Source organism: Mesorhizobium sp. SARCC-RB16n (genome assembly GCF_008520305.1).
Lineage (GTDB): Bacteria > Pseudomonadota > Alphaproteobacteria > Rhizobiales > Rhizobiaceae > Mesorhizobium.
Map to the genome: position 1 here is coordinate 237,075 of NZ_ML703279.1, position 12,972 is coordinate 250,046.

Genomic DNA, 12,972 nt, shown 5'->3' on the forward strand with positions numbered 1-12,972 from the left:
CCCGCTTCGTTTACCATATCCCGCACATCGTGAACAGCGTTCAAAAACCTCTTGAACAATGTTCATTTCCTGTTACGTTGGTTTCGTGAACATTGTTCAACGGAAACTCCGAAGGGAGAAGAACCATGCTTAGCCTGATCAGAACATTGCTCGACGGCGCCGGCGCACGGGCCGAGGACGGCCTGAAGGATCGCTTCGCCATAGACCTTCTGGCACAACGCATTCGCGACGCCGAGGCGGGTCTTGCCGCCGCCAAGCAGACGCTTGCCTCACTGATCGTGCGCCAGCGTGCCGAGCAGGCCGGCCTCGACCATCTCGACCGCCGCCACGCCGACCTGGAGACACGCACGATCAGCGCTTTGGCCGCCGGCAACAACGGGCTGGCCGAAAGCGGTGCCGCGGCCATCGCCGAGCTGGAGAATGAACGCGAGGTCCGCCGCGCCACGGTGCAAAGCCTTGGCGAAAAAACCTTGCGGATGCGCGTTTCGGTGGAGCGGGCGCACCGCCGCATCATCGACCTGAACCAGGGCATGATTTCGGCCCGGGCCATCGATGCCGAGCGCAAGGCGCAGTCACGCCTCGTCGGGTCGATCGGTCATTCGGCAAGCCTCAACGACGCCGAGGAGCTTTTGGCCCGCATCAAGGGAGCCAGCGACCCATTCGAGGAGGCCGGTATTCTCGACGAGATCGACGGGGAGCTTCGTCACGACGCGATCCGCGACCGCCTTGCCGACGCCGGGCACGGCCCGCCGGTGAAGGTTCGCGCCAGGGACGTGCTCGAGCGCCTGAAGACCATCAACTGAAGATTTCTGGACCTGACCACATCAAACCCGACTTCGATCCAATCAAAGGAACACGACAATGAACAGCAATCAAACCTACATCATGTTCAACACCGTCTCGGTGGGTGCGGCCTACTTCATGCTTGGCCTGTCGCTGTGGCTGGCGCCGGTCGACCTCTCGACCAAGGGCTATTGGGCAATGGGCATCCTGCTGCTCACCGGCAGTCTGGTGAACCTGGTCAAGTATCGCACCGACGAGCGCATCTCCGCCGAGACCACCGCCAAGATCGAGAAGGCGCGCAACGAAAAGCTGATCAGCGAATATGTCGGCAAGGAATAATGCCGGCATGCCTGACGAGAAAAGCCCGGGTCTCCCGGGCTTTTCTGTTGAGCGTTCGCGCTTCAAGGGACGCGCGGCATCGCGGGATCAGCGATGTGTCAGCGCTTCCAGCGCCTCGGCGGCGGCTTCGAGAATGGCGATCGCCTCGGCCTGCTTTTCGGCCGGGGCATCGACGATGTCGCCGAGCGCCCCGCGCAGCCGGTGGCGGATGGCGCGGAATTCGTCACGCGTTTCCGAGCGCTCGCCACGGCCGCCACGGCCACCGCGACGATCCTCGCCATCGTCGTTCCAGCCGAACCATTCGCGCGCCTTGGCCATCTTGCGGCCGAAGCGTTCGAGATGTTCGAGCACGCCGTCGATCATCTCGCGGTTGTCGGCGAGATGCGCCTGCCCGGCCTCGGTGATCGAGAACACCTTCTTGTTGCCTTCGCTCGACGAGACGGCATAGCCGGCCTCTTCCAGAAAGGTCAGCGTCGGGTAGACCACGCCCGGGCTCGGGCTGTAGATGCCGCTGGTGCGCTCTTCCAGCGCCTTGATGATATCGTAGCCATGGCGCGGCGCCTCGGCCAGCAGCGAGAGCGTGATCAGCTTGAGATCGCCATCGGCGAGCATCCGCCCGGCGCGGAAGAAGTCGCCCGGGCCGCCGCGTCCGCCGCCCCTGCCCCCGAACGGACCGAAGCCGCCGCCCCCTCTGCCGCCGAACTTGCCGGCCATGTGCATGAACATGCGTTCGCCGAAATGATGATGATCGGAATGTCTGTGCATTGATTGCTCCTTAAGTTCTATCTTACGATATATCTTAATTAGGCGCGTGTCGCTATGCGGTCAAGATATATCTTACGATGTATCTGGACCTAGCTCCAAGGCTTGCCGCAGTGCCAACACACGCCACCGCCGGGCGTCTTGCAGCTGCGGCATCACGAATGCGTGCTGTTGCTTGTCCGGCGAAACAAACCCGGCAACCGCCGCGAATTCCTGCCAAGGGCGTACAGGGAGGTTGCCATGCCATCAGGAACAGACGGCAGGATCGCGCTGGTGCTGGCGGGAGGCGGCAGTTTCGGCGCCGTCCAGGTCGGCATGTTGAAGGCCTTGGTCGCGGCCGGCGTCAGGGCCGATTTCGTCGTCGGCTCCAGCGTCGGTGCCATCAACGGCGCCTACTACGCCGCCGCTGGAACGGTGGAGACCATCGCGCGGCTGGAAACGCTGTGGCGAAAAATCACCCGCAACGACGTCTTTCCGGTCAGCTGGCGCTCGATGCTGGGCTTCGCGGCACGACGGGATTTCCTGTCCGCCTCGCACGGCATCCGCAATCTCGTCGAACGCAACCTGCCCTATCGCAATCTCGAAGATGCGCCGATCCCGATCCACATCATCGCCACCGATCTGTTTTCCGGCGAGGCGGTGGTGCTGTCGCACGGCAATGCCGCCGATGCGATCGCCGCTTCCAGCGCCATTCCCGTGGCGTTTGCGCCGGTAAAGGTCGGCGACCGGCTGCTGATCGACGCCGCCGTCACCTCCAACACACCCATTCATGTCGCGGTCGGCCTCGGCGCGCGCCGGCTGATTGTGCTGCCGACCGGCTTTGCCTGCAATCTCAGTGCCGCCCCTCAAGGCGCGATCGCCAATGGCTTGCACGCACTGACCCTGATGATTGCCCGTCAACTGGTCCGCGAACTCGATCATCTGCCCGACGACGTCGATTACGCCATCGTGCCGTCGCTCTGCCCGCTGGCCGGCTCGCCTTACGATTTTACGCGCACGGCCGCCCTGATCGATGACGCTGAGAGATCGACGCAGAGTTGGATCGAGGCCGGCGGACTGTCTCAGCGCGCCATTCCCAACCAGCTGCGCCCACACAGCCATCACTGACCCATGTCGCCCAAAAGCATGCCCTCGGGCCTGACTTGAGGGCGGGCAGTGGTTCTGGGGGCAACGACATGCATCAAGACAAAGGTTGACGCTACCAGCGGCGGTTGCGCCGGTTCCAGGCATAGAGCAGATCGGCGAACCGGTCGTAGCCAAAGCGCGTCAGCGGCACGACGACGGGGTTGCCGAACAGCTTGGCGAGCCAGCCCTCGCCCGGCGTTAACAGCCACACGGCGACAGCGACATCTGCGCCGACAAGCAACCTGCCCTGCGCGTCGGTGGCGTGCAGCCGGCGACGGATGTCCTCCAGCGAGGCGCCAAACTGGGAAAGCGCATCCGGCTCCAGGTTGATGTCGCGGAACTCGATCCGCCCGGCCTTGACCGCCTCGATCAGCCGCCGCTTCTGCCGGCTTATGCCCGCATCGCAGACGGGACAGCGCGTGTTATACCAGACGGTCAACAAAGACGTGGTTCCGCTACCAGTCACTTGCCGCGCATCGCGGCCTTCGGCCCGACGCATTTGTTGTCGCGAAACAGCGCCCACTCCTCGCACAGGCGCCCGTTGGGCAGGCGGCAAAACCCGTATTCATTGCCGGCCTTGTCCTTCCTGACCACGAAGCGGCCGCCGATCGCACCGCAATGGACCGATGCCGGATTGGCCATGCCGACCTTTTGCGCGGCGCCGGCATCGACGGGCATCAACGACATCAAGGCAAGACCGACGGCCAGTATCGAAAAATTGTTCATGCGATCTCTCCTTGGCAGCATGTCTACCACGGCGAGGCGTCCTGTCCCGAGGCGGCTGTCAAACTTGTCGGAACGCGCGCCGGATCAAGTGCCGTCGAGGCGGCACCTGATCCGGCTATCCGCAAACCTCATCATCCAAGTGAGGTGATGATCTCACGATAGGCGAACTCCGGAAATGCCTTCAGCGTCCGCGTCCTGATGTTGCCGGCCGCCGCCAGCATCAGCGAGAAACGCGCCAGGATCGCGTCGTCGGGCGCCTCGACCACCGCCACCATGTCGTACTCGCCCATGGTCAGGTAGAACGCCTTGAACGATCCGCCCATTTCGCCCAACTGCTTCCTGGCGGCATCGAGCCGCTTTGGTGACTCGCGCACATTTTTGGCGCCCTGCTCCGTCCAGTTCATAAGCACGATGTAGCTTGTCATGGCACACCTCCCTCCGGGGCCACGGAGCGCGGCACTCAGGCCGTGGGTCTGTCGACACGGCCTCGACCGGGGCGGGCAACCGGGTTCTCGCCCGAAAAATGCATCCGACGTCGGATTATCCTCCCGCTGCCAACGTCCCGCAAGCGCTACCGCGCCGGGACCCATTGCAGTGAGCGCGGCCAGTTGAAGCCCGTTTGAAAACCCGCTTGATTGAGGCAATCTCCGTCGTGGCCATGGCGGAAAATCCCACGCTGACGTCCATGACCGATCCAGCCGCGGAGGGCTTCATGCGCGAGACAACACACCTGCCACCGGTACAGATCGACATTCCCGCCGCATGGATCGGCGAGGACATGGCGAAGCATCCCGAGAGTTGGCTGATCGAACTGGACCCTGCAGACGTCGCCGAGCTGGAATTGGCGGCGACCGGCTTTCTCGCTCGCTCACACGATATCGGCGGTCTGACCCAGGCTGATTTCCCCTTGCCCCGGCTTGCCGGCCATCTTGCCGCGCTTCGCGAAAAACTGATTGCCGGAATTGGCTTCGAGGTGCTGCGCGGTCTCCGGGTGGAAAGATATTCCGCCGAGATGGCGGCAACGATCTTCTGCGGAATTGGCGCCCATCTGGGTAGCGCGCGGTCCCAGAATGCCCAGGGCCACATCCTCGGCCATGTCCGCGACATCGGCGCCGACGCCAGGGACACCAAGACGCGCATCTACCAGACGGCGGAACGCCAGACGTTTCACACCGATTCCGCCGATGTCGTCGGCCTGCTTTGCCTGCAAGATGCCATGCAAGGCGGCGAGTCCCTGCTGGTCAGCACGGTGACGATCTACAACGAGATGCGCAAAAGACGGCCTGATCTGGTCCGCCTGCTGTTTGACCCGATTGCCACCGACCGGCGCGGCGAAATACCCGAGGGCGAGAAACCCTATTTCGAAATCCCGGTGCTCAGCTGGCATGCCGGACTGCTGACCGGCGTCTATCAGCGCCAGTACATCGACAGCGCGCAACGCTTTCCCGATGCCATGCGGCTCACCGCCGCCCATGTCGAGGCGCTGGACCTCTTCGACGGCCTCGCCAATGATCCGAAGCTGAACCTGTCGATGCGGCTTCGGCCCGGCGACATGCAGTTCGTCTACAATCATTCGCTGCTTCACGACCGCATGGGCTTTCGCGATTGGCCTGAACCGGACAAACGGCGCCATATGCTGCGCCTGTGGCTGTCTATCCCCGGCGACCGCCCGCTGCCCGATTGCTTCAGGCAGCGTTATGGCTCGATCCAGATCGGCGACCGGGGCGGCATTATCGTCAAGGGTGCACGGCTGAACGTGCCGTTGCTTTGACGCCTGAAACGAAAAAAGGGCGCCAAACGGCGCCCTTAACTCTCGTGATAGATAGAAATGAACTCAGCTGTCCAGGAAGCTGCGCAGCTTGCGCGACCTGCTCGGGTGCTTGAGCTTGCGCAGCGCCTTGGCTTCGATCTGGCGGATACGCTCGCGGGTGACCGAGAACTGCTGGCCGACTTCTTCCAGCGTGTGATCGGTGTTCATGCCGATGCCGAAGCGCATTCTGAGCACGCGCTCCTCGCGCGGTGTCAGCGAGGCCAGAACGCGCGTGGTGGTCTCGCGCAGATTGGCCTGGATCGCCGCGTCGATCGGCAGGATCGCCATCTTGTCCTCGATGAAATCGCCCAGATGCGAATCCTCCTCGTCGCCGACAGGCGTTTCGAGCGAGATCGGCTCCTTGGCGATCTTCAAGACCTTGCGCACTTTTTCGAGTGGCATTGCGAGCTTTTCGGCCAGTTCCTCCGGCGTCGGCTCGCGGCCGATCTCGTGCAGCATCTGGCGCGAGGTGCGCACGATCTTGTTGATCGTCTCGATCATGTGCACCGGAATGCGGATGGTGCGGGCCTGGTCGGCGATCGAACGCGTGATCGCCTGCCGGATCCACCATGTCGCGTAGGTCGAGAACTTGTAGCCGCGGCGATATTCGAATTTGTCGACCGCCTTCATCAGGCCGATATTGCCTTCCTGGATCAGGTCCAGGAACTGCAGGCCGCGATTGGTGTATTTCTTGGCGATGGAGATGACGAGGCGCAGATTGGCCTCGACCATTTCCTTCTTGGCGATCGCGGCTTCGCGCTCGCCCTTCTGCACCTGGTTGACGATCTTGCGGAATTCCAGGATCGAGATCGCCGTTTCGGTGGCCAGGTGCTGGATCTCGGCGCGCAGGTCCTTGATCGCATCCTTCTCGTTCTTGGTGAACTCCTTCCAGCCGCGCGAGGTCAGATTGGCGATCGAGCGCGTCCAGTTCGGATCGAGTTCGGAACCCTGATATTCCTTCAGGAACTCCTCGCGGCGCACGCCATAGCTTTCGGCGAGGCGCAGGAGCTTGCCCTCGTTCTGCACCAGGCGCTTGTTGATGTCGTAGAGCTGCTCGACCAGCGCCTCGATGCGCGCCGTGTTGAGCGACAGCGATTTCACCGCCTTGATCAGCTGGTCCTTCAGCTCCTTCAGCCGGCGGTCCTGGCTGGGCGACAGCGTGCCGGCGGCGGCCAGCCTGTTCTCGACCTGCTGGTCCTGCAGCTTGCGCAGCTTCTTGTAGGTGTCGGCGATGACGTCGAGCGTCTCCATCACCTGCGGGCGGAGTTCCGCTTCCATCGCCGCCAGCGACAGGCTTGCCTCGTCGTCGTCTTCCTCGTCGTCATCCCCGATGCCGCGCGTGTCGGCGCCGACATTGGTGATGTCGTCTTCATCGTCGCGTCCGCGGCGCGGCTTTTCCTCGGCCTTGGGCGCTTCCTCGACACGTTCGACCACCGGCGCCTGCTTGGCCTCGGGCCCGGCATAGGTGGCTTCGAGATCGATGATCTCGCGCAGCAGGATCTTGGATTCGTTGAGTTCGTCGCGCCAGATGATGATGGCCTGGAAAGTCAGCGGGCTTTCGCACAGCCCCGCGATCATCGTCTCGCGGCCGGCCTCGATGCGCTTGGCAATCGCGATTTCGCCCTCGCGCGACAGAAGCTCGACCGAGCCCATTTCGCGCAGATACATGCGCACGGGGTCGTCGGTGCGGTCGGTCGGCTCTTTCTTGGTCGTGGTGGCGGCGACCGCGGTGCCGGTCTGCTCGGCCAGCTCGTTGGCGTCTTCCTCGGCGTCGGCGGCTGTGTCGCCGGCTTCGGCCTCTTCGCCCTGTTCGTCATCCTCGACGACGTTGATGCCCATGTCGGACAGCATCGCCATCGTGTCCTCGATCTGCTCGGAGGTCACTTCCTCGGAAGGCAGCACCGAATTCAGCTCGTCCATGGTGACATAGCCGCGCTTCTTGGCGGCCTTGATCATCTTCTTGACAGCATCATCGGAAAGGTCGAGCAAGGGCCCGTCGGTGGCGCCTTCGCGTTCGGTCTCGACCTCTTCCTTTTCCTTTGTCGCCATAGTCTTTATTTTCTCCTAGCGGCCGGCTATCGGGGCCGCGTCAGCTGTCGGACCAGTCAAATCGGATACGCCCGTTTTTCTAAACGCGCTTTACCCGGCCCATAAACTGCATCCACTCTTTTGTTTGGCGCATGCCGTTGCCCCAAAACCGGGTTCCACTCTTGGGCGGCATGCATTAAGTCCAGATTAACCCTGATATCTGTGGCAGGCGGGCTGCCTGTCCAGTGACCAGGACCTTACATCGCTTGTTTCCCGTCGATGCGGGTGCGGGTTAACGTTTCGAATCGTCCTGATTCCGCCATTCTGTCAGAAGGTCAAGCGGCTCTGGCATGATTCGCATGAAAAAAGCGAATCAATTACCCGACTTAGCGCGCCGCGCCCCAAAAGGAGGCATGGCAACGCCTTCATTCCGCACTCGCTTGCACTTAGGCTCGCCCAGCCCTGCCCGACGAAACGCCGAATCCTTCGATCAGCGCTTCCGTCGCTTGTACATCCTGAAATTGCGCCTGAATTTCGATCAGATGGCGGAAGTTTTCATCCGAAGGATCAGCTTCGAGCGCCGCTTCCGCCTGTTTCAGCTCCTTATGTAAGGTGCGCGCGCTGCGCTGCAAGTGCAACGCCTGGTTCAGAGCGTCGCGGGCATCCTCGAGGGCCGCCGTCTCCAGCGCCGGCCATTGCCGCGCCCGCTTGATCAGGCCGACGGCGCGCTCCCAGATCTCGGCGCAGCCGGCGCGTTCGATCGTCGCCACCACGGCGTGGCGGTCATTGGCCATGTCATGCGCCATCGCATCGAGGATGGCGGCGTGCAGCCTGTTCAGGTCGGAGTTGGCGAGGTCGAGGAACTCGACATGGGCGAAGTTCTCATCGATCAACGCCGGATGGTTGACCAATGCCACGATGATCGTCGCCTCGCGCACCGACATCGCCTCGCCGCGCCTGACCAGCGCCGACTGGCCGAGGCTTTCGGTGATCGCCATGCGGCCGCCGCCGGCCTTGGCGAATTGCCCGCCGGGTGCGGGCTTGCCCTGGCCGCGCTGGCCGCCGTCCTGACGACCTTGCCGCGCATTGCGCTGGGAGCCGAAGAAGCTCAGCACCCGCTCGCGCATCTCCTGTTGATAGTGGTAGCGCAGACTTTCGTCGCGGATGCGGCTGGTCAGTTCGCGCAGCGTCTTCTCGAGCTCGGCCCGCCGCTCGGGCGTGTCGAAGACGCCACCCGCCGTCTCGCGCATCCACAAGAGGTCGACCAGCGGCCGCGCTTCTGTCAGCACCGCGCGGAAGGCTTCCGGCCCCTCGGCCTTGACCAGGTCGTCGGGATCCTTGCCTTCCGGCAGCAGCGCGAAGCGCGCCGAGCGTCCGGCCTGCACTGACGGCAGCGCCATGTCGGCTGCCCGCCAGGCCGCCTTCAGCCCGGCCTTGTCGCCGTCGAAGCACAGCATCGGCTCCGGCGCCATGCGCCATAGCAGTTCGAGCTGGTTTTCGGTGAGCGCGGTGCCGAGCGGCGCCACGACATTCTCGAAACCGGCCTGCGCCAGCGCGATCACGTCCATGTAGCCTTCGACGGCGATGACGGTGCCGCCCTTGGCCAGGGCTTTGCGCGCACGGGCGAAATTGTAGAGCACATTGCCCTTGTGGAAGAGTTCGGTATCGGGCGAGTTCATGTATTTGGCGAGCGCATCGGGCGCCAGCGCGCGGCCGCCAAAGGCGATGATCTTGCCACGCGAATCCGGGATCGGGAACATGATGCGGTCGCGGAACCAGTCATAGGAGACCGGAATGTCGTCGCCATGCCGCACCAGCCCGCAGGCCTCGATATCGGCTTTCGGCACACCCTTGGCCGCCAGATGCTCCTTCAACGCATTGCGGCTGTCGGGCGCGAAGCCGAGCCGGAACGACTGCTGTGTCGCCGGCGTCAGCCCACGGTCGCGCAGATAGGCGCGGGCCTTGGCGCCCTCAGGCCCTTGCAGGCGCTCCTGGAAAAAGGCGGTCGCCATCTCCATGACATCAGTCAGGCTGGCGCGTTCCTTCTCGCGCCGCTCCTCCTGCACGTCGCGGACCGGCATCGGCACGCCGGCCATGTCGGCGATCTTCTCGACCGCCTCGGGAAAACTCAGTCCTTCGAGCTCGGCCAGGAACTTGAAATGGTCACCCGAGACCGAGCAGCCAAAACAGTGGTAGCGGCCCTTCTTGTCCTCGCAGTGGAAGGATGGGCTCTTCTCGCCATGGAACGGGCAACACGCCCAATAGTCGCCGCGCGACGCGTTGGTCTTCTTGCGATCCCATGCGACGCGCTGGCCGATAACCTGTGAAATCGGCACGCGGTCGCGTATCTCGTCGAGGAAGGCGGGCGGAAATCGCATCGGGGAACTCGTTTCGCTACCATATAATCATGCCCGCGATTTCAGACGACCCCTAATGCGGACGATGCCCGGTTTCTACAGGCAACGCGACCCTCCGGTGCCGCTGATCAGTCGCCGTCGTCGACCAAACTCTCGATCGGCAATTCGAGAGCGCGGGCAATCCGCAGCCAAAGCGTGACGTCCCCACCGCGCTTTCCGTTCTCGATGTCCGAAAGATAGTTCTGGGTCACGCCCAAGGAGGCAGCGAGAACGGCCTGGGTCTGCTTGCGGTATCTGCGCCAAAAAGCGAGTGGAGAGACCGCGCCGACAAGTGCTCGTGCTTCATCGGGCGTAAGGCCGGGAAGCTGCCCGGCACGAAACCCGCCAAGCGCCTGCGCATGCTCCAGCGATTCACGAAGGGCTTCCAGTTCGCTGCGAGGCAAGATGGCCAATTCCTCGCCACCTGGGGTCGTGACATAGGCGATGTTGTTCATCCCGGCATTCCTTCAATCATAAACCGATCCACGCGGTCCGATCTTGGTCACGATGATCTCTTGATCCGTCTCTTCGAAGATCACGCGATAGTCGCCGACCCTTAAGCGCAGGGCCGAGGATCCCTGCAAGGCCTTGACGCTGTTGGCAAGCGTACTCGCATCCCTGGCATAGGTTTCGATCTTCGATAAAATCCTCTCGGCATCGACCCGATGCTTTCGCAACGCTTTTGCCGCCAGAGGCAGAAGTATGATCCGCTTCACCGTTTAAATATCGCACATTGTGATATTTTCGGCAAGGCGGGTCGACTGGATAGGATGAGCCAAAAAGAAGGCGACCCTCACGGGCCGCCTGCTATCGAAAGGCCGGCGAGATGCCGGCTTTCGTCGACAATTATTGCGCGGCGAGCGCGCCGAAGACGACGCCGGAGAGAATGCCGACCAGCACATAGTCATTGCCGACGCGGATCCATTCCTGGCCGCGGCCGGGACGATGCAGGCCATAGCGGCCATAGTCGCGGATCGGCTGGTGACGCTTCCAGTTGGAATATTTCTGGCCATTGCGCCAATGATTGCGCTTCACGACGACCTTCTTCTTCACCACGCGCTTCTCGACATGCCTGCCGGGCTTCTGCCAGTCGACTTTCGTGTAGTTCGACTGCGGCGCCACCGGCGCGTTCATCGGCGCTGCCTGGCCGGTGAGCGAGGTGGCCGCCAGCATCGAGAAAGCGAGAGCGGAAAGAACAATGCGTTTCATCAGAAGTCTCCTTGGTTGTCGATGCCAGAGGAATAACGGCCAGGGGATGAACTGAAACTGAACGCCAGCATTACAATTCCGTAATGGAATCTTGTGGTTAGAATGGCAAGTTGCCCATGTAGCCGAAGCGCGTTTCCCATACCCGCCACATCTTGCCGCAGGGGTCGAAATTTGTTATCCGGCTAAAGTGAATCGACCCTATAATGGTTGCTGCGATGTTGATGAATCACACCCTGTTCCATCCGGGTTTGCTCACCGCGCCGCTGGCGCCCACCGGGCCATCGCGGCCGTGAGCGGCTCGGTCGTCCTTCTGCATCTGGCCGGCGCGGTCGCGCTGATGCTGTTTGCCACCCGCATGGTCAAGACCGGCGTCGAGCGCGCTTATGGCGACGTGCTGCGCCACAGGCTCCGCGCCACCATGCGCAATCCGGTCATGGCGGTGCTGGCTGGAACGGGCCTCGCGATCGCGCTGCAAAGCTCGACCGCGGTCACGCTGCTGGTCGGCTCCTTCGCCGGTTCCGGCATCGTCTCGGGCGCCGCCGGCCAATTGGCCGTGCGTGGCGCCGAGATCGGCTCTGCCCTGGTGGTCAAGCTGCTGACTTTCGATTTCACGCTGCTGGTGCCGCTCTGCCTGATATCAGGCACAGTGATGTTCATGGCCACCGAGCGGCGCGACTGGCGCCAAACCGGCCGCATCCTGGTCGGCATCGGCCTCTTAATCCTGTCCCTGGAAATGATCGGCCAGGCCTCCGAGCCGCTGCGCAACAGCCAGTTGCTGCCGGTCATCCTCAATTACTTCTCCAGCGATTCCATCACCGCCTACCTGCTGGCGGCCATGATCACATGGCTGTTCCAGTCGAGCATCGCGGCGGTGCTGTTGATGGCGACGCTCGCCGGCCGCGGCCTGATCAGCCCTGAACTCGGCCTCGTCCTCATCCTCGGGGTCAATCTCGGTTCGTCGCTCATCGCGCCGATGCTGACGCGCTCGGCCAGCCCCGAAGTCCGTGTCGTGCCGGTCGGCAACCTCCTGATGCGCGGGCTGGGCTCGCTGGTCATGCTGATCCTGTTCATGATCTTCCGGCCGCATGTCGCCTTCCTCGGCCCGACCGCGGCCGATCAGATCGTCAACGCCCATATACTGTTCAATGTGGTCATCCTGCTCGCCGGCCTGCCGCTGGCCAGTTTGGTCTACCGAGCCTCCGAAAGGATCGTGGCGCTCGGCGCCAAGCCGGCGCAGGCCGCCACGCTCGAGGTCGTCGAACTGTCGGCGCTCAACGAAAGCGCGCTCGACGTACCGAGCCAGGCGCTGGCCAACGCCACACGCGAAGTGGTGCGGGTCTGCGAGACGGTCGAGATCATGCTCAAACGCATCATCGAACTCTATGAGGATGCCGACTCGGACAAGATCAAGGCGCTGGCGGCTCTAGACGACCGTGTCGACAGGAAGCATGCGGAGATCAAGCTCTATCTGGCAAAGCTGACCAGGAACCCGCTGGCCGAGGACGAGGCGTTGCGCTGCCAGGAACTGATCGGCGCCTGCGTCAAGCTCGAGCAGGTCGGCGACATCATCGTGCGCAACATGCTGGTGCATGTGAAGAAGAAGCTTGAGCGCGGCCTGGAATTCACGCCCGAGGGCTGGCGGGAACTTTGCGCCTTCCACGCCTCGGTGCTGGCCAATGCCCGGCTTGCCTTCAACGTGCTGGTCTCGCGCGATGCCGAGACCGCCCGCCAGCTCGTGCTGGAGAAGGACCAGTTGCGCGACCGCGAGAAGGAAACCAGCGCCAGCCATTTCGT

The 12,972-nt window shown here is 62.9% G+C and carries 14 protein-coding genes; 5 read left to right on the top strand and 9 right to left on the bottom strand.

Going from position 1 to position 12,972, the window contains the following annotated elements; genetic code table 11:
- Window positions 1-125 precede the first annotated feature (125 nt).
- Together C7I87_RS24425 and C7I87_RS24430 are read left to right on the top strand one after the other, a co-directional pair.
- Complete coding sequence (locus C7I87_RS24425) at window positions 126-803, top strand: PspA/IM30 family protein (protein ID WP_149906594.1); 678 nt, start codon at window positions 126-128, stop codon at window positions 801-803.
- A 58-nt stretch (window positions 804-861) separates the two neighbouring features.
- Window positions 862-1,122 (top strand): YiaA/YiaB family inner membrane protein, encoded by a 261-nt coding sequence (locus tag C7I87_RS24430; RefSeq protein WP_027145771.1) that lies wholly within the window; start codon window positions 862-864, stop codon window positions 1,120-1,122.
- Window positions 1,123-1,209: 87 nt separating this feature from the next.
- Here C7I87_RS24430 and C7I87_RS24435 read toward each other — a convergent pair whose 3' ends face one another.
- Window positions 1,210-1,887, bottom strand: a complete 678-nt coding sequence (locus C7I87_RS24435; protein WP_149906595.1) for a PadR family transcriptional regulator — start codon at window positions 1,885-1,887, stop codon at window positions 1,210-1,212.
- A gap of 237 nt (window positions 1,888-2,124) precedes the next feature.
- Here C7I87_RS24435 and C7I87_RS24440 point away from each other — a divergent pair, with 237 nt between their 5' ends.
- Entirely contained in the window at window positions 2,125-2,991 is an 867-nt protein-coding gene (locus C7I87_RS24440; RefSeq protein ID WP_149906596.1) for a patatin-like phospholipase family protein, read from the top strand.
- Window positions 2,992-3,082: 91 nt separating this feature from the next.
- Here C7I87_RS24440 and C7I87_RS24445 read toward each other — a convergent pair whose 3' ends face one another.
- The 3 genes from C7I87_RS24445 to C7I87_RS24455 form a co-directional block, all read right to left on the bottom strand.
- Complete coding sequence (locus C7I87_RS24445) at window positions 3,083-3,451, bottom strand: thiol-disulfide oxidoreductase DCC family protein (RefSeq protein ID WP_149906597.1); 369 nt, start codon at window positions 3,449-3,451, stop codon at window positions 3,083-3,085.
- 20 nt (window positions 3,452-3,471) lie between these two features.
- The gene (locus C7I87_RS24450) at window positions 3,472-3,735 is read right to left on the bottom strand and encodes a putative hemolysin (protein WP_149906598.1); all 264 of its coding nucleotides are present in this window, start codon (window positions 3,733-3,735) and stop codon (window positions 3,472-3,474) included.
- Window positions 3,736-3,866: 131 nt separating this feature from the next.
- A complete protein-coding gene (locus C7I87_RS24455) occupies window positions 3,867-4,160 on the bottom strand; it encodes a GYD domain-containing protein (protein WP_149906599.1) in 294 nt (97 codons plus the stop codon).
- A gap of 287 nt (window positions 4,161-4,447) precedes the next feature.
- On the opposite strand from C7I87_RS24455, the gene C7I87_RS24460 reads away from it, so the two are divergent.
- Window positions 4,448-5,506 (top strand): TauD/TfdA family dioxygenase, encoded by a 1,059-nt coding sequence (locus tag C7I87_RS24460; RefSeq protein WP_149906600.1) that lies wholly within the window; start codon window positions 4,448-4,450, stop codon window positions 5,504-5,506.
- Between the two features lie 63 nt (window positions 5,507-5,569).
- On the opposite strand, the gene rpoD is transcribed toward C7I87_RS24460, so the two are convergent.
- The 5 genes from rpoD to C7I87_RS24485 form a co-directional block, all read right to left on the bottom strand.
- A complete protein-coding gene (gene rpoD / locus C7I87_RS24465) occupies window positions 5,570-7,594 on the bottom strand; it encodes an RNA polymerase sigma factor RpoD (RefSeq protein ID WP_149906601.1) in 2,025 nt (674 codons plus the stop codon).
- A gap of 425 nt (window positions 7,595-8,019) precedes the next feature.
- Window positions 8,020-9,951 (bottom strand): DNA primase, encoded by a 1,932-nt coding sequence (dnaG, locus tag C7I87_RS24470; RefSeq protein ID WP_149906602.1) that lies wholly within the window; start codon window positions 9,949-9,951, stop codon window positions 8,020-8,022.
- Between the two features lie 107 nt (window positions 9,952-10,058).
- Entirely contained in the window at window positions 10,059-10,424 is a 366-nt protein-coding gene (locus C7I87_RS24475) for a helix-turn-helix transcriptional regulator (RefSeq protein WP_149906603.1), read from the bottom strand.
- Between the two features lie 12 nt (window positions 10,425-10,436).
- The gene (locus C7I87_RS24480) at window positions 10,437-10,685 is read right to left on the bottom strand and encodes a type II toxin-antitoxin system RelE family toxin (RefSeq protein ID WP_149906604.1); all 249 of its coding nucleotides are present in this window, start codon (window positions 10,683-10,685) and stop codon (window positions 10,437-10,439) included.
- Window positions 10,686-10,815: 130 nt separating this feature from the next.
- Window positions 10,816-11,178 carry an RcnB family protein gene (locus C7I87_RS24485; RefSeq protein ID WP_149906605.1) on the bottom strand — a complete coding sequence of 121 codons (363 nt, stop codon included), beginning with the start codon at window positions 11,176-11,178 and terminating at the stop codon, window positions 10,816-10,818.
- A 289-nt stretch (window positions 11,179-11,467) separates the two neighbouring features.
- Here C7I87_RS24485 and C7I87_RS24490 point away from each other — a divergent pair.
- The coding region (locus tag C7I87_RS24490; protein ID WP_149906606.1) for a Na/Pi cotransporter family protein at window positions 11,468-12,972 on the top strand (1,505 nt) is incomplete at its 3' end.